17 protein-coding genes and 1 pseudogene are annotated in these 15965 nt (G+C 38.9%); 4 read left to right on the top strand and 14 right to left on the bottom strand.

Annotation, left to right across the window (positions count from 1 at the left end):
- Positions 1–11 precede the first annotated feature (11 nt).
- The 4 genes from F927_RS16425 to F927_RS16410 all read right to left on the bottom strand — a co-directional run bounded on the left by F927_RS16425 (position 12) and on the right by F927_RS16410 (position 4011).
- Complete coding sequence (locus F927_RS16425; protein ID WP_005087331.1) at positions 12–1607, bottom strand: Tn7-like element transposition protein TnsE; 1596 nt, start codon at positions 1605–1607, stop codon at positions 12–14.
- A 104-nt stretch (positions 1608–1711) separates the two neighbouring features.
- Positions 1712–3019 (bottom strand): aminotransferase class I/II-fold pyridoxal phosphate-dependent enzyme, encoded by a 1308-nt coding sequence (locus F927_RS16420; RefSeq protein WP_005087329.1) that lies wholly within the window; start codon positions 3017–3019, stop codon positions 1712–1714.
- Positions 3020–3040: 21 nt separating this feature from the next.
- Positions 3041–3739 (bottom strand): glutamine amidotransferase, encoded by a 699-nt coding sequence (locus tag F927_RS16415; protein ID WP_005087327.1) that lies wholly within the window; start codon positions 3737–3739, stop codon positions 3041–3043.
- Positions 3736–4011, bottom strand: a complete 276-nt coding sequence (locus F927_RS16410) for an aminotransferase class III-fold pyridoxal phosphate-dependent enzyme (protein WP_228127905.1) — start codon at positions 4009–4011, stop codon at positions 3736–3738. Before F927_RS16410 ends, F927_RS16415 begins: the two co-directional genes overlap by 4 nt.
- An 82-nt stretch (positions 4012–4093) precedes the next feature.
- Between F927_RS16410 and F927_RS16400 the strand changes: the two genes are divergently transcribed.
- Positions 4094–5259 (top strand): IS3 family transposase gene (locus tag F927_RS16400; RefSeq protein ID WP_100223926.1). Its coding sequence is split into 2 segments (ribosomal slippage): positions 4094–4352 and positions 4352–5259, totalling 1167 coding nucleotides; the frame shifts between segments, so codons are not numbered across the junction.
- Between the two features lie 29 nt (positions 5260–5288).
- On the opposite strand, the gene F927_RS16395 is transcribed toward F927_RS16400, so the two are convergent.
- The 6 genes from F927_RS16395 to F927_RS16370 all read right to left on the bottom strand — a co-directional run bounded on the left by F927_RS16395 (position 5289) and on the right by F927_RS16370 (position 9531).
- Positions 5289–6200, bottom strand: coding sequence for an aminotransferase class III-fold pyridoxal phosphate-dependent enzyme (locus tag F927_RS16395; protein ID WP_005087323.1), 912 nt, complete (start codon positions 6198–6200; stop codon positions 5289–5291).
- Entirely contained in the window at positions 6197–6457 is a 261-nt protein-coding gene (locus F927_RS16390; RefSeq protein ID WP_004910162.1) for a hypothetical protein, read from the bottom strand. The genes F927_RS16395 and F927_RS16390 overlap by 4 nt, the downstream gene beginning before the upstream one ends.
- Before the next feature lie 3 nt (positions 6458–6460).
- Positions 6461–7201: a YggS family pyridoxal phosphate-dependent enzyme gene (locus tag F927_RS16385; RefSeq protein ID WP_005087320.1), complete on the bottom strand. Its 741-nt coding sequence runs from the start codon at positions 7199–7201 to the stop codon at positions 6461–6463.
- A gap of 119 nt (positions 7202–7320) precedes the next feature.
- The gene (locus F927_RS16380) at positions 7321–7776 is read right to left on the bottom strand and encodes a hypothetical protein (protein WP_005087319.1); all 456 of its coding nucleotides are present in this window, start codon (positions 7774–7776) and stop codon (positions 7321–7323) included.
- An 82-nt stretch (positions 7777–7858) separates the two neighbouring features.
- Positions 7859–8743: a dihydrodipicolinate synthase family protein gene (locus F927_RS16375; protein ID WP_005087317.1), complete on the bottom strand. Its 885-nt coding sequence runs from the start codon at positions 8741–8743 to the stop codon at positions 7859–7861.
- Positions 8744–8748: 5 nt separating this feature from the next.
- Positions 8749–9531 carry an aldolase gene (locus tag F927_RS16370; RefSeq protein ID WP_005087316.1) on the bottom strand — a complete coding sequence of 261 codons (783 nt, stop codon included), beginning with the start codon at positions 9529–9531 and terminating at the stop codon, positions 8749–8751.
- A 105-nt stretch (positions 9532–9636) separates the two neighbouring features.
- Between F927_RS16370 and pdxR the strand changes: the two genes are divergently transcribed.
- The gene (gene pdxR, locus F927_RS16365; RefSeq protein WP_005087314.1) at positions 9637–11076 is read left to right on the top strand and encodes a MocR-like pyridoxine biosynthesis transcription factor PdxR; all 1440 of its coding nucleotides are present in this window, start codon (positions 9637–9639) and stop codon (positions 11074–11076) included.
- Between the two features lie 185 nt (positions 11077–11261).
- Positions 11262–12047, top strand: a complete 786-nt coding sequence (locus tag F927_RS16360; RefSeq protein ID WP_005087312.1) for a DUF4145 domain-containing protein — start codon at positions 11262–11264, stop codon at positions 12045–12047.
- Between the two features lie 44 nt (positions 12048–12091).
- On the opposite strand, the gene F927_RS16355 is transcribed toward F927_RS16360, so the two are convergent.
- Both F927_RS16355 and F927_RS16350 read right to left on the bottom strand, forming a co-directional pair.
- A complete protein-coding gene (locus F927_RS16355) occupies positions 12092–12547 on the bottom strand; it encodes a GNAT family N-acetyltransferase (protein ID WP_005087311.1) in 456 nt (151 codons plus the stop codon).
- 143 nt (positions 12548–12690) lie between these two features.
- Positions 12691–12993 (bottom strand): winged helix-turn-helix transcriptional regulator, encoded by a 303-nt coding sequence (locus F927_RS16350; protein WP_005087308.1) that lies wholly within the window; start codon positions 12991–12993, stop codon positions 12691–12693.
- Positions 12994–13140: 147 nt separating this feature from the next.
- Here F927_RS16350 and F927_RS16345 point away from each other — a divergent pair, with 147 nt between their 5' ends.
- Positions 13141–13377: a thioredoxin family protein gene (locus F927_RS16345; protein WP_005087304.1), complete on the top strand. Its 237-nt coding sequence runs from the start codon at positions 13141–13143 to the stop codon at positions 13375–13377.
- Positions 13378–13426: 49 nt separating this feature from the next.
- Here the strand turns inward: F927_RS16345 and F927_RS16340 are convergent, their stop codons facing one another.
- Together F927_RS16340 and F927_RS16335 are read right to left on the bottom strand one after the other, a co-directional pair.
- A complete protein-coding gene (locus F927_RS16340) occupies positions 13427–14632 on the bottom strand; it encodes an MFS transporter (RefSeq protein WP_005087300.1) in 1206 nt (401 codons plus the stop codon).
- A gap of 67 nt (positions 14633–14699) precedes the next feature.
- Positions 14700–15892, bottom strand: a pseudogene (locus F927_RS16335) (benzoate/H(+) symporter BenE family transporter).
- Between the last annotated feature and the right edge of the window lie 73 nt (positions 15893–15965).

Here is a 15965-nt window from a genome sequence, read left to right as displayed (position 1 = left end):
AAATAGTTTGACTAATAAAGTGTCTCCAAAACCTCCCCAAACCGTCTCCCCCAATTTTTAAACTCTTCATCAGACTCAGCCATTTCAACTAGATTTCGTGGATGATTAAAGGTTTTCCTTATCCCTATATTTTGTAGAGATTTAGCGGTTGGCCAACGTAAAGAGCGTTTAACGATTTGCTTCCGAAAAGTTGGAAAATATGAGTTCCATGTGTCTGTATCTGAGATTTTGAGAATCAGTGTAGAAAGAGGCTTTAGGTTATCGCTGGTATCTATTTCCAGAATGACAAATTTTTTGCCTTGAAAGTTAAGTTGGACTTCAATAATACACCTCGGATTACCATTATGGGTTCTATGTAGCTTGGAACGATTGACCGCAGGTAGCTTATGTACATGAATGATGGGCTGAATACGATGTTGTGATGCAAATTGTTCAACCATGACTTTGAATGCTTCAAATCTTTTCATGAAAAATTCAAGGTCATCACTATCATCATGGACATTCTCAAATTCCCCACGCCCAATGTCACCAAAGATTGTGGCTTCACCTGTACTCACACCATGATCGGGTAGAATTTCAACATCATTCTGATTCGGTATACCTTTTTTACCTGAACGTTTAAGTGTTGCCTTTTTTGTTCCATAAGGATTGGCAAGGGACATAGTGATTTTTGGAGATTCAATTTGGGTAATTTTCCGATCACTATCCGCTTCTTTTTCATCATCAATGGTTGGATCATCGTTGGAGGTATTACGTCCTCCAGAGTTTCCACCTGTTTTTTCATAACTATTTTTTACGGTAAATTTTGGACTACAAAAAATCACTTCATTAGAAATATCAGTCGGTAAATTAGCAATCCCAATGATTTCATTCACATAATATTGTTGGCTTTTTTCACTGAAGTAAACTTTCATTGTAATTTCAGCCCCTATTAGTGAGGGCGGTGCAAAATTGAAATTCCAAAAGGTTTGTGTTTTAGTTTTAACTTGCTCAATCGAAAAATGTTTGGAGATACTTTCATAGGACGCTCGTGCCTCAGTATCAAGTAATATCCATGACAGTAGGCGACGCATACCAACACTATCATATTGATTGGGTGGAAAGTCGCATAACTCATCAACGTGAATAATGGTTTGATGTTCTTCTGGGACAATATAATATTCTGTTGTTAGCTTTCTTTGATCTAAAGCTGCCTTAGATAAATAAGCATTATGGAAAAACAAGACTCGTGCCAGTTCTATGTGTGGTAAATGGATTTGAATATCCTTGTGTGTACCTTTTAAGTCGCTCACAATGTAGCTAAATATGTACTGTCCTGATTTATTTGTTGTTATTTTCCAATTGTTAAAATCATCAATTTGAATGGTGATGATCGATTCATTGTAGGAGGGGACGTCTTTGGTTTGATTAAATCTTCTATTTTTTGCCAACAGTGGCATATTGGAAAAACGAGCATGTCTTACCATATATTTTTCATAATCGGCTAAATGGTTATAGTGATTTTCTAAACCAATATGAATATTCCATTCACTATTTTTATGATCCTTAAAAATAGAGCCGAGAAAGGTAATTCGGGCATTTTCTGGAAAGTTTCTAATCTTTATCATATTGCAGTCCCTATTATTGATTTACTTAAATTGTATTGTCAGAAATAATGGATCTATGCCCTATAAGAACACTATTGCCAGATTCTTTAAGAGTAGAAACCTTTTTATAAATTAACCACTACCTCATAAATTTGTCTTAGCTGCTGACAAAATTCCTGCATCTGTGCCTCTGTCATGTCTGAGGTGCTGATTCTGATTGCTGATATATCTTGATTCACTCTAAAGTCTTGTCCTGAACGTACTAACCAGCCTCGCTGCCGTAGAATTTGAGTCATTTTATCTGCATAAGGGAGTGATAACCAGACATTTAGCCCATCATAATGGGTTGCACAGGGGATGCTAAACTTTTGTAAATAATGAACAAATTTTTGATTTTGTTGTTGATAGTAAGATTTGGCAGTTTGTAGTGTTTCAGGGAACTGTTCTGAGCTGAATAGTTGATAAACCATTTCCTGAATAATATGACTGACCCATGTTGAACCTGCATTTAGTTTAAGATGCAGTTTTTCTGAAGTTTCAGAGTCGCAACATACAAATGCAAAACGAAAATCAGGAGATAAATATTTCGATACTGAACGAATGAGTGCCCAGTGCTTTGTTGAGGGGGGAATAATATGCTGGTATTGAGCCTGAGCTAATAATGAGAAATGATCATCGACAATGACCAGTACATGCGGATAGTCTTCAAGGATATTATAAATTTTTTCAGCCTGTACTGTGTCCAGACTATAACCTGTCGGATTCTGCGAGCGTGGCGTAATAATTACTGCTTGCACATTTGCCTGTAATGCTTGCAGCAATTCATTGAGATCAAAACCATGCTCACTGACTGTAAAGGGATACATTTTAAACTGTTGTTGTTCAATGGCAGAAATACTGGTGATAAAGCCAGGCTGTTCTACCGCAATCATATCTGATGAAACCAAGTAGGTAGCTAGAATCCTTTCGATGGCATCCACTGCACCATAAGTAAATTCAATGCTAAAGTTCTGTGGAATATCGGCAAATATTTTTTCCTGCGTGATTTTTAATAGTTCAGGATGGTAAATATTTTCCCCATAGAGTGCACAGTTAAAATTAGCTAAATTAATGTGCTTGAGAGAAGGCAACAATTCACGTTTTGGATTGCCATGTGCTAAATCAATAGTTCCTTGTAATAGGGGTTGAAAGCCTTCTAATAGACGTGAAGATTGATAGGATTTAACCTGTGTCCCTAAACGTCCTTTGGAGATCACAATCCCCATCGCAACTAGATTCTTATAGGCAGCCGCAACTGTATTACGATTAACACCGAGCTGTTCAGCTAATTCCCGTACACTCGGTAAAAAGTCGCCCTCTTGAAGCTGTCCCTCTTTAATCAGTGTACGGATATTATCCTGAATATCTTGAGCGGTATTGCCTGTAATGTTCATAAAAATTTCTATCTCAGGGGGTTATACAGGGATTAAATTGCTGAGCCAGTCACGGAGTAACAGGTTCGCTTTTTCCTGTAATGGTTTGCCATAGTATGTATTCTCTTGGCGTAAGGTTAAAATATCAACCTGTGCCTGATTTAATTCAGCCGTGTGTCCGATCAGCCAGCGTTCAAAAGTATGTGGATCAACTTCGGCATGGAACTGTAGTGCCAGAATATTTAAACCCACAGAAAATGCCTGATTTGGGTAATACATTGAACCTGCTAAACGCTTTGCAGATTCGGGAATATCAAATGTATCGCCATGCCAATGCAGCACATGCACATTTTCCAGATGTCTTAATGGTGAGGCTAAGCCCTGATTATTGAGGACTAAACGACTCCAGCCAATTTCCTTGACATGTCCCTTGTAGACCTCTGCACCCAAAGCAGTGGCAATCAATTGTGCACCCAGACAAATGCCTAAAGTTGGATAATTCTTTTTTAAACGTTGAGTCAGTGCTGCAATAAAATCTGTTAAGTAGGGATAAGTTTCAGTTTCATATACGCCAATAGGACCGCCTAATACAATGACAGGTTGTTTCGATGCCAATGCCTCATTCAGTACATCAACACCAAGCTGTAAATATTGAATTTGATAGCCTAAATCTTTCAGGACTGGAACAAAACTTCCCAAGTCCTCAAATGCCAAACTTTGAATTGCATAAATCGTTTTCATGGCTGTGGCTCCACATAATTCTGACTTAACTCTTTTAATAACAGCGAAATTTGTTGGGCTAAATATTCAACTTGGTCATCACTCATAATCAGAGGTGGTAATAAGCGAATGACTTTGCCTTGTGTCACATTTAGCAATACCCCGAATTTTTCACTTGCCAATTGAGGAATATTGGCAACAGGATGAATCAGTTCAATTCCAATCATTAAACCTGCACCACGCACTGATTGAATGTTTTTCAGTCCTGTTAATTTGGACTGTAATAAATCCAGTAGCTTATAACCCCTGTGATGTGTGCTTAAAAAACAGGAGGGTTTAACTTGGTAAACTATACATACTCATTAGGAGTTTACCATGAGCAAGAAACAGAAGACTTACACCGCAGAATTTAAAGCTGAAGCCATAAAAGCCATTGAAGAGAACCAAGGTAATGTATCGGAATCCGCTAGACAACTTGGCATTTCAATGCAAACCCTTTCGAACTGGAATAACAAAGCAAAGGCTGGAACTTTAGCAGGCACAAAACAGTATTCGCCCGATCTAAACGCCTTACTCGAAGAAAATAAGAAGCTTAAACAACAGCTCAAAACAGCTGAAATGGAACGTGAATTTTTAAAAAAGGCAGCAGCGTACTTTGCCAAAGAAAGTCAGTGAGGTACGCCTATATGAAATCGCAAAGCCACTTATTTCCGATTATTTTAATGGCTCGATTACTTCGTGTATCCGTTTCTCGCTTTTATGATTGGCTAAAGCGAGGCATGAGTAAAAGATCAATTCAGCGAAATCAGCAGACAATTTTGGTCAAAATAGCCCATGAAGAAACCAAACAAAGCTATGGCTATGTTCGATTAACCAAGCATTTACAAGCGCAAAGTATCAAAATAAGTATGTATGCTGTGCGCCAAATAAAAAAATCAAATCAGTTGTATTGTAAGCGCCATAAGCGTTTCAAAAGAACCACGGACAGTGATCACAACCGTTCTATTTATGACAATTTACTCAAGCAACAGTTTTCAATGACGAAGCCTAATCTTGCGTGGTCGAGTGACATTACCTACATTTGGACGGCTGAGGGCTGGTTGTACTTGGCAGCTGTCAAAGATCTTTACACGAAACAGGTTGTTGGCTATAGCTTAAATGAGCGCATGACAGCCAAGCTTGTTTGTGATGCATTGAATATGGCTATTCGCAATCAGAAACCTGCTAAAGATCTCATTGTACATTCAGACAGAGGCAGCCAATATTGCAGTAATGAATATCGAAACTTACTTGAGAAATTTGATTTTCAGGGTTCAATGAGCAAAAAAGGCGACTGCTTCGATAATGCACCGATAGAGAGTTTCTGGGGCATACTCAAAAATGAACTAGTCCATCATCGCAACTACAAAACAAGGGAAGAAGCCAAAGCGGATATTACAAAATATATAGAGTTATTTTATAATCAGCGAAGAATTCAAAAAGGCTTGGATTTTAAGACACCAAATCAAATGGCAGAAGACTTTTATCGGTTAGCTGCCTAGAATCTCCCAAGTGAAAGTCTCCTGCTAATTCAGCACACATCACTGTCATTAACAGTCTGTAAATACTGTTTTTCCAGTAAATCCAGAACGGTATAAGCAACTCGACATGCCAATGGATTCCCTCCAAAGGTTGAACCATGTAAACCTGATTGCAATAAATGCCCCAATTTTTCGTGGGTTAGACAGGCACCAATCGGAACACCATTAGCTAAACCTTTGGCAATAGTTAAAATATCGGGACAGATTCCAGCCTGTTGATAGAAAAACCATGTTCCTGTACGCCCAAGTCCACACTGGATTTCATCCAGGATGAGCAACCAGTGTTGTTGGTCACATAATTTTCTTAATTGCTTTAAGTATAGTGGTGAGGCAATATTAATCCCTGCTTCACCCTGAATTGGTTCAAGTAAGACAGCAACCACATCGGGATCATCCTGATAATGTTCAATAGCCGCCAGATCGTGAAAAGGTACAAACTCAAAGCCTTCTAATAAAGGTCCGAATGCCTCTCGATATGCTGGTTTTGCTGTTGCAGATAACGCCCCAAGTGTTCGACCATGAAAGGCATTTTGCATCACAATAATTTTAGGCCGTTGTATACCCCGATGATGACCATAGGCACGAGCGATTTTAATCGCAGCTTCATTGGCTTCTGTCCCAGAGTTACAGAAGAATGCCTGTGTTAAGCCTGTAATCTCTGCTAATTTTTCTGCCAGGCGTTCGTTCCAACCATGTTTAAACAGATTGGAAAGATGCAAAAAGGTTTGTGACTGTGCCACGATTTCTGCATGAATCACTGGATGGACATGTCCTAGTAATGTGACGCCAACGCCTGAAATGGCATCGAAATAACATTTATCCTGTGTGTCCCATAAATAACAACCCTCTCCACGCTGGAACTCGATTGCCAAAGGTTGATAAATCGGCATTAAATAACTCATGTGGTTAGCTCTTTCAAAATATCCATAGAACAAGGTTGATAAAGATGCTTGCTACCCAGCAATTGCATTGCACCATCTTTTTGCATTAAAAATCGTGTATCTTCAATGACCTGATAAAGTTCAAAACTTAAATCATCATGGGGTTGTAAATATTCCACTAAGGTCTTCATGTCTTTCAACGGCTGCAAGGAGCTGGTCTGAAAATTACCCATTAACTTGCCATGCTGATAGATTGTCAGTTGATAGCTTTGGCTCATATTTTATTGCTCCGACCAGTAATAGTTATCAGGTAAAGCCCTTGCTCCAAAAATCGCCTGTCCAACTCGAATATCGGTTGCGCCTTCTTCAATGGCAATCTCAAAATCCCCTGACATACCCATCGATAAACGCTGGATGTCGGGATAAGTTTTTTGAATATCATCCCGTAATAAACGTAAAGTTTGAAAACAACGTCTGACTTCAGTAGGGTCTTGGCTATGAATAGCGAGGGTCATTAAGCCAATGATTTTTAATTGTGGAAATTGTTGGCATTGTTCAATAAGAGTTAAAGCCTGTTCTGGTTTTACCCCGAATTTACTCTGTTCATTGGAAGTATTAACCTGAATAAATACAGGAAGTATTCGCTGAACCTCTACTAAACGATGGTTCAGTTTTTCTGCCAGTTTAATACTGTCTAGAGCATGGAACTCATCAATAAACTTCGCTACATACTTCACTTTATTACTCTGTAGATGTCCAATTAAGATCCAATGAATTGGTAAATGCTGCAAGGCTTCATATTTACCTTTGGCCTCTAATACCTTGTTTTCACCAAAGCAGTGGAAACCCAACTGATAGGCTTGTTCAACTCGCTCAGCAGGTAAGGTCTTGGTCACAGGCAATAAGCGAACTTCTGTTGGACTACGTCCTATTCTTTGGCAAACAGCATCAACCTGTTGCTGAATTTCTTGAATATTCTCTTTTAATTCAACAAGACTATGTGGCGTATTATATTGGCTCATCTTGCAACCTATGACATATATATATTGTCATAGGACAATATTGGAATTTAAAAAAAAGTGCAAGTATTTTGCACATATTTTCTTGGACAAGAATAAAGTTTTCTGAGTAGTGCAGTTTTTCAATTCAGAAATTTAAAAATTGTTCCCAGTAATAAAATAGTTGTTGCCCCGAGTTCTGCAACAATTAAACCGACCATTGCAAAGGTCATCATCCAGTTGGGAAGTGACCAGCGTCCAAGTTGATGAGGTTGTTTAAATTGATTGGTGGTGTCTTGAAGAAGACCATGCAAAATATAGGACAGAATGGCAAAGGTAAAAAAGAACAAATTTGCCAGTACACAAAGCAAGGCAACCAAATGAGATAACACCGTAAAATGGCTAAGTGCTGCCAGGATTAAGCTTGCGGCTGCATACAGTAAGCTACTGCGATGGGCAATATCGACATAGTAATGCGCTCTTGCTCGTTCGGTATGTCGAATCTGGTAATATTTCCAAACCCCAGTCAACATCCCCACCCATAAAAAAATACCACTAAATACAATCGCCCATTGTGTTGCAATAGTTAAAATATACATCTCATTCCCTGAAAAATGAATTTGAATCACTACTACCCAGACAAGGAAAAATTTTGACTAGGTAGCAGTATATTGTCTCAGTTTAAGTTGCCATTGCCATTTTCATTAATGACTTCAATTGATTCACCTCAGATGGATTGGCTTTCTGTAATGGCTTTCTTGGGTCACCCACACTAAAGCCTAGTTCATTTAAACCTGCTTTAATGGTTTTTGGTAAACCACCTTGTACGATAAAACGTAATAAAGGAAGCTGTTTATAAAACAGGCTTTGTGCCAGAGCTAAATCCCCATTTTTCGCTGCCTGATACAGTTGATTTGGCAATTTACCCAACAGATTTGGAGCAACAGTACACCAACCGCTTGCACCAGCACAGAATGCTTCCAGTGCCAGAGGATTGCAACCATTATAAAATGGTAATTTTCCTTGCGTAAGTTCATGGAATTTGTGCATACGCTGAATATCACCCGTACTGTCCTTGACCATACAAATGTTTTCAATCTCTTGGAACATCTTGGCAATCAATTCTGGTGACATATCTACGCCACTGGTGGCAGGGTTGTTATAGACCATCATTGGCAGTTTAGTAGCTGCTGCGATTTGCTGATAATAATCATAAATTTCTTGATCTGTCAGTTTCCAGTAAGAAATCGGCATGACCATAATCACATCTGCACCCAATTCTTCTGCCTTTTTGGCTTTCTGAATTGCCATTGTGGTGGTGAGTTCGGAAATCCCTAAAATTACAGGCACACGATGATTGACCACTTCAATACTTTTTTCGGCAACCTGTTGCCATTCCTGCCAAGACAGATAAGCACTTTCACCAGCACTGCCTAAAGGTGCAATCGCATCACATTGATGTTCCAGTAGTGCATTTAGGGTAATGGTCAGGGCGTCAAAATCAACTTCCTGATTCTCAGCTTTAAAGGGAGTTATCGGATAAGCAATGATGCCTTCTAATTTCATCGTGATTATCCCTCAATGCAATCTGAATGATTTTTCAAAGCTTTACGAGCGTAATAGGCAAAATTGACCTTATTACGTTTATCGGTTGAAAGCCAGTCGTGAGCTTCTTTGGCAAGTTCGTGTGGAATCTGCTGAACTTGTCCTGCTGCCATTGCCAAAAGCTGTAAACGTGCTGCACGTTCAATCAGAATGGCTAAATTACAGGCTTCCTCAATGGTTTTTCCTGCCACCAACTGACCATGATGCGAGAGTAGAACTGCACGTTTTTGACCTAGTGCTGCCGAGATAAAAATCCCTTCTTCATTACCAACAGGTACACCTGGCCAGTCACTGACAAAAGAACAATCTTCATATAAGGCACAAGTGTCCATGTGTGACACAATCAAGGGAACACGCAGCATCGATAGGGCAGCGATATGCGTTGGGTGGGTATGAATAATACAGTTCACTTCAGGATGTTCTTTATAAATCCATGTATGAAAACGATTGGCAGGATTTGCCATGCCCTCACCATTTAAAGGTTTAAGGTCTTGGTCAACTTCCAGTAGATTGGCTGCGGTAATCTCATCAAAACCTAAACCGAAACGTTGGGTAATAAAGGTATTGCCTTTTTCGGTACGGCTAGTAATTTGCCCAGCAAGTCCAGAATCATGACCATGCTCAAATAAGATGCGACACGTTAAAGCAAGTTTTTGTTGATCGGTGTAGCCTTCATCCTGAAAAAGCTGTTGCATACTCTGTTGGGCATTTTGCATCAACTGTTGCTTATCAAGTAGTGCAGTTTCCATAAGATCTCCTATTCGGTTGATTTGTCATTGCGACATGGGCAGAATAAGAAATCTGTGGATGGTTTAAAATATCCAGTTCTTAAAACTTATATGGTCCAGTAAATCATGCAACAACCGTGGAAAATGCGACTACATCTTGCTGAACGTGAAGAAAAAACCATTTTTCTTAAACTGGCAAATCAAATTATTCAGGAAATTTTGTCTGGTCGATTAAGGCAAGGTACACGTTTACAGGGTTCACGTACCTTAGCAGATGAACTGGGGATTAACCGAAAAACTGTACAATCGGTGTATGAAGACTTAGAAGCACAAGGGTGGCTAGTATCAAAACCGAGACAAGGGACTTTTGTTTCTGAACATTTGCCCGATCTCAAACTTGATTCACCATATATCATGATGACATCTGTTCAACCTCATACCGAATCACACACCTCACAGGAAGCCATTAAGAATGATGGTGTTCCAGATACCAGACTGATTCCCTACGAGCTATTTTCCCGTGCCTATCGTCATGCCCTGATTAAGGTGACTCGACAGCAAATTATGGGTTATGGTGATCCACAAGGATGTCTTGAGTTACGTCAAGCCTTATTGAATATGCTGTCAATGGAACGCTTTATTCAAACCACTCTAGAGCATATCTGCGTAGTTCGTGGTAGCCAAATGGGGATATTTCTTGCGGCTCGTGTACTTGCCAAATCACAACTGCAACGTCAGGTCATTGTGGTGGAACAATGGTCTTATCCGCCAGCAGTAGAAACGTTTTTATCCAATCATTTTCAAATTATTCTTGTTCGATTAGACCAACATGGTCTGGACACTGACCACCTAGTCAAAATATTGGAAAATCATGCGGTTGCAGCAGTATATACCACGCCACATCACCAATATCCGACCACTGTTTCCATGTCGATGGATAGGCGATTAAAACTTCTGGAACTGTCTAAGACCTTTGATTTCTATATTATTGAAGATGATTATGACCATGAATTTCATTATGACAGCCGTCCTATTCCACCTCTAATCAGCTTGCCATCTGCCGATAAAGTTATTCATATTGGTTCACTGTCTAAGGTTTTTGCCCCAAGTTTAAGAGTGGGTTATGTAGTGGCAGATCTAAATATTATCCACGCCATGAAACAGGATATTTTACTCATTGATAAACAGGGCAATGCGATTACCGAACTTGCAATCGCTGAGTTAATGCAGCAAGGTGAAATCAAACGACATACCCGAAAGATGCGGAAGATTTATCAAAGTCGTCGAGATTTTGCAGTCATGACCTTTCAACAGATTTTTAAGGATAAAGTTGAAATTACTACACCTGCGGGTGGAATGGCATTATGGGTAAAATTTAAGCTGTCTTATCGCTTGGAGTTTGCAGAAATTCTTAAACAGCTACATATTGACTCTGAATATGAATTTGGTTCAGTATTTCAAGATATATCAAATTATTTCCATATCCGCTTTGGTTTTGCTGCTTTGAGTGAAGAAGAAATAACCCACATTGTTCAGATGTTGTATCAGGCTCTTTTGGAGAGATAGGCGATAGTTTTTGTGCATAAAGACTATCGGTATGTACTTGATGATAAATTGACCTTGAAAAATTAAATATGATGCTTATATAAAACTTTCACTGTGACATATTCGTGCGATCAAGAATATACCATTTAACATAGAATGCAGTTGTACCACTTCAGAATGACCTAATATTCAGATAATTCAAATGTATGGATAGACAATTATTTAAAAGACCTTTTACTATAGATGAAGGAATAACTTTCACATGTCCTACATGTGGAAATTTTAGTTTACAGCTTGATAAAAGTAAGTTTCATACTTCTGATTCTTCTTCATCACGAAAAATGATGAAAGAAGAGAGTTATTGGGAAGAAGAGTGGATATCTTCTATATATACAGCAATTTTTGTTTGCCAAAACTCAAATTGTGAGGAGCATGTAGTAAGCTCTGGTACTGGCTTTGTTAGCCAAGAACCAGTTTTTACCCAAGATGATCGTTATACATATACTACGACAGAATATGTATGTTTTTATAATCCTAAATTCTTTCAACCAACGTTACACTTTTTCAAAATTCCAGATAATTGCCCAGAAGAAATCAGAAATCCATTGCTTGAAGCTTTTTCTATAACTCTACTTTCTCCTAGTTCGGCAGCTAATAAAGTTCGTGTATCCATAGAAAACTTACTTACTAAATTTAGTATTCCTAAGACCACTACTAATAAGCATAAAAAGAGAGTTCGCTTAAATTTAGATACAAGAATTGAAAAAGCAAAAACAAAAAATACGGTTTTAGGTCAACTTGAAGATATTCTTTATGCTATTAAATGGTTAGGAAATGCAGGAAGCCATAGTTCTGCTGAAATTACTCTAGATGATGTATTTGATGCTTATGAATTAATGCAACATATTTTGATTGAGTTATATCAACCTAAGAATGAGTTAGGCAAATTAGCCAAAGCTATTAGGAAAAGAAAAGGTCCTATCAAAAAATAGTTCAAAGAAAGAGTCCACCTTATCTAAAAGTGGACTTCATTTCCTCATTCCAAAGGCATACGATATTCAATGATCCCTGGCTTTTCAGCAACCCAGTTATAGAGTTTCTGAGCGGTATGATTGGTTTCTTGAGTATGCCAATATAAACGGTTACATTGTTGAGCAATTGCCTGTTTTTGTACATATTCAATCAGGCGTTTACCAATATGCTGCCCACGAGTTTCAGGCGACACATATAAATCTTCAAGATAGCAATAGTTTGTTTCTGCCCAAGTTGAGCGGTGAATCACATAATGCACAAAGCCTAAAACTTTATCACCCTGTTTGGCAACAGCACAGTATACAGGCTCAGCTTTGTCAAAGAAGCGTTGCCACGTGGTTTCAGTCACCTTAGTGGGTAAACAGACCTTATAAAAATCCTGATAGGCTAACCAGTAAGGTATCCATTGCTGATAATCCTGTTGCTGTACAGGAATCACCTGAACTTCTTGGCTTTGCATGACCACTCCCATGATTTTGTGGGTTAAAAAATAGATGAGCAAAGCATAATATTGATATGGTACTGTTTTAAGATACAGTTTTAATATTTTTTATAGTACCAGTTGTGAAACTTTCTGAATCTCAACTAAGTCATAACAATATTTTAATGTGTATCAGTAGAATTGGTATCAAGTTCATGAATCTGCTGAATAATAGAGACCAGCTTTTTACCTAAAACCGTCAATGTATATTCTGTACGTGGTGGAATTTCAGCAAAACTATGCTTTTCTAGTAAACCATACACTGTGAGTTTACGCAGACGCTCTGATAACACTTTGGCAGAGATACCATCAATATGTCTTTCCAGCATACCAGGGCGATTGATGCCAGCTTCAATTGCAAGCAATACCGATACAGACCATTTGCAACCAATGACATCTTCTAGTTTCTGATAGTTTTTGCTCATTTTTTATCCTGTAAAATCACTAAATTACACCAAAAAGTACCTACCAGACGGATTTGTGCCTGCTTGTATGTTTATTGATCCTGACATTACCATTAAATTGTTGGCAGTAGCTAACAGACTATCTTAATGGATTATTGAGGTGCTGTAATGAGTGGTAAAGCTATTTTCTATCATGCAGGCTGTCCAGTCTGTGTATCAGCAGAGCACGGTATTGCGAATGCTCTTGACCGTTCACGTTATGATGTAGAGATCGTCCATCTTGGTGAAGACAAATCCCGTATTACCCAAGCTGAAGCAATAGGGGTGAAATCTGTACCTGCATTAGTATTAGACGATACGGTGTTCCATATCAATTTTGGTGCGGACATTGCTGATTTAAAATAAGATCTATATGAATAATTCAACCTCCATAGGGAGGTTAAATTATTCATATTCAGGGATAACCTGAAAATTTCTGTATTTTTTTATTCATGACCTCTTGAATAAAGATAATGACGACAGTCAGTAGAATAAATATAACTGCTAACCACATTACCCCGATCGCCAGTTTCTTATCCAGTAAAAAACCAAAAATAAGCGGACCAATTACACCACCCAGATTAAATCCTGTTGAAACAATACCAAAGGTACGCCCTTCTGCTCCGACAGGGGATGCTTTGCGTACTAACATATCTCGGGATGGGGCAATGACGCCCATTAAAAATCCAGCACAGGCAAATGAAGCCACCAATGCTAAGGCAGACATAGGTATACAAATAATTATGATAAGTACTAAGGCAGCACTACCAAACGCTGTCGCAGCAAAAGCTGAATGATGCTGAACTTTATCTGCAATAATTCCACCTGCCAGTACGCCAAATGCACCTGAAAACATAAATGCAGTTAAAGCATAATTCGCTGTGTTGAGGTCGATATGTAGTCCATCGATTAGTGAACTGACAGAAAACTTTTCAATCGCTCCTGTACTTAAGCTGAGCAAGGTAAAAAACAGGGTCAGAATGGCAATAGTTGAAAAATGGATCGCATGAGGGCGAACTTCCGCATGGAAATGTTGTTGTTTTTTATCATGTTGACGAGGCTGAATATGAATCTGTGAGAGATTCAACAACAGTAATAGACCAACAAAGCTGATGACTGCTGCCAAAGCGAATGCCCAATTTATGCCAAAGGTCATGCCTATACCAATCATCATCAATGGCGTAATTGCAGCACCAAAGAAACCTGAAAAAGTATGAATGGAAAAAGCCCGACCCATCTGTTTTGTAAGAATGCCTGTAGAAAGTAAAGCATAGTTTGCAGGGTGATATACACCATTTGCCACACCTGCCAATGCCATTGCAACGATAAGTGAAATATAGGATGTGCTGATAAAAACTAAAGTGAAGCTGACTGTACCCAATAATAGGGCATAAATCAGCATCTTTCTTGCCCCAAGACGGTCTACTAAAAAGCCAAATGGAGCTTGTACCAGCAGAGAAACCACATTAAACACACCAATTGCAATGCCCAGTTCCATAAAGGAAACATGGATAGCTTTTGGTAAAATGGGTAATAAAGCAGGTAAAGTCATAATATGAATATGACTAATGGCATGAACAATAGAGATGTAAGTTAAGAGAACTTTAGCACTTCTTTCCAATGGATTGCCTCAAGATGATTAAATTACAAAAAGGGTATGCGTGATACCCTGACTATCAATGGCTGACTCATGAACTGAACTTAAATTTACCATTCAGTACAAGATAAGAAATTAATCCTAGAACTAATCCCCAGAATGCCCCACCAATTCCAAATAAGCTAATATTGGCAGCAGTGGCAACAAAGGTAATTAAAGCGGCTTCACGGCTATCAACGTCACTCATGGCATTGGCAAGGCTTCCTGCAATCGTGCCTAACAAAGCCCAGCCAGTGTGCTAATAAATGCGGTTGGAAATGCTGCAAATACTGCGGCCAATGTCACGCCAAAAATCCCGACCAAAATATAAAATATCCCTGCTGCAATTCCTGCGACCCAGCGTTTTGATGGGTCTTCATGTGATTCTTTACCTGTACAGATTGCTGCGGTAATGGCAGCCAGATTAAACGCATGTGAACCAAAAAATGCCATGACAAATGAACCTAAACCAGTCACCGCCAGAATCGGTTTGGCACTGGTTTTAAAACCATCATTTTTAAGCACGAATAAACCTGGCATATATTGCCCTGTTAAGGTAATCAGGAATAAAGGCAAGGCAATACTGAGTATCGAATTAATCGAAAACTCAGGGGCAGTAAAAATTGGTGATGCCAATTTTAGCTCAAATCCAGCAAAGTCAATTCGTGATTGCAACATCAGGAAAATAAAACCAAAAACTAAAACGCTGACAATCGCATAGCGTGCTGAAAAACGCTTGGTGATGAGGTAAACAAAAAATAATGAAATCGCCAGAAATGGGTCAATGGTCATATTGGTAAAGGCAGCAATCCCAAACTGTAATAAAATTCCTGCCAATAAACCAGAGGCAATGCCAATCGGAATCAGGCGAATCAATTTTTCAAAATAGCCTGTAATTCCTAAAATGACAAAGGCTAAGGCAGAAAGTAGATATGCCCCAATCGCTTCGGCATAGGGTACAGTTACAAGAGCAGTAATCAGAAAAGCTGCCGCAGGGGTAGACCATGCCGTAATAATCGGTTCTCGTGTATACCAGCTTAATAATATACCTGTTATACCGACACCAATCGAAATCGACCATACCCACGAAGCAGTAAGCTCAGGGCTAAGTCCTGCCATCTGTGCAGCCTGAAAGATTAAAATAAATGTACCGCCATAATTGACAATGACTGAGATTAAACCTGCCATAATTGGGGGCAGCAAATCATTGGAATGACGCTGAAAAGATGAGTATTGACCAGACATAACCCAACCCCTAAAAATTTTAAAAATTAAGTAGCAGAGTGTATTTTTAATTATGGTATTGTCATAAGATACA

The sequence above is a fragment of the Acinetobacter haemolyticus CIP 64.3 = MTCC 9819 genome (genome assembly GCF_000369065.1).
In the GTDB taxonomy this organism is placed as follows: domain Bacteria; phylum Pseudomonadota; class Gammaproteobacteria; order Pseudomonadales; family Moraxellaceae; genus Acinetobacter; species Acinetobacter haemolyticus.
This window is presented reverse-complemented; position numbering and strand designations above follow the sequence as displayed.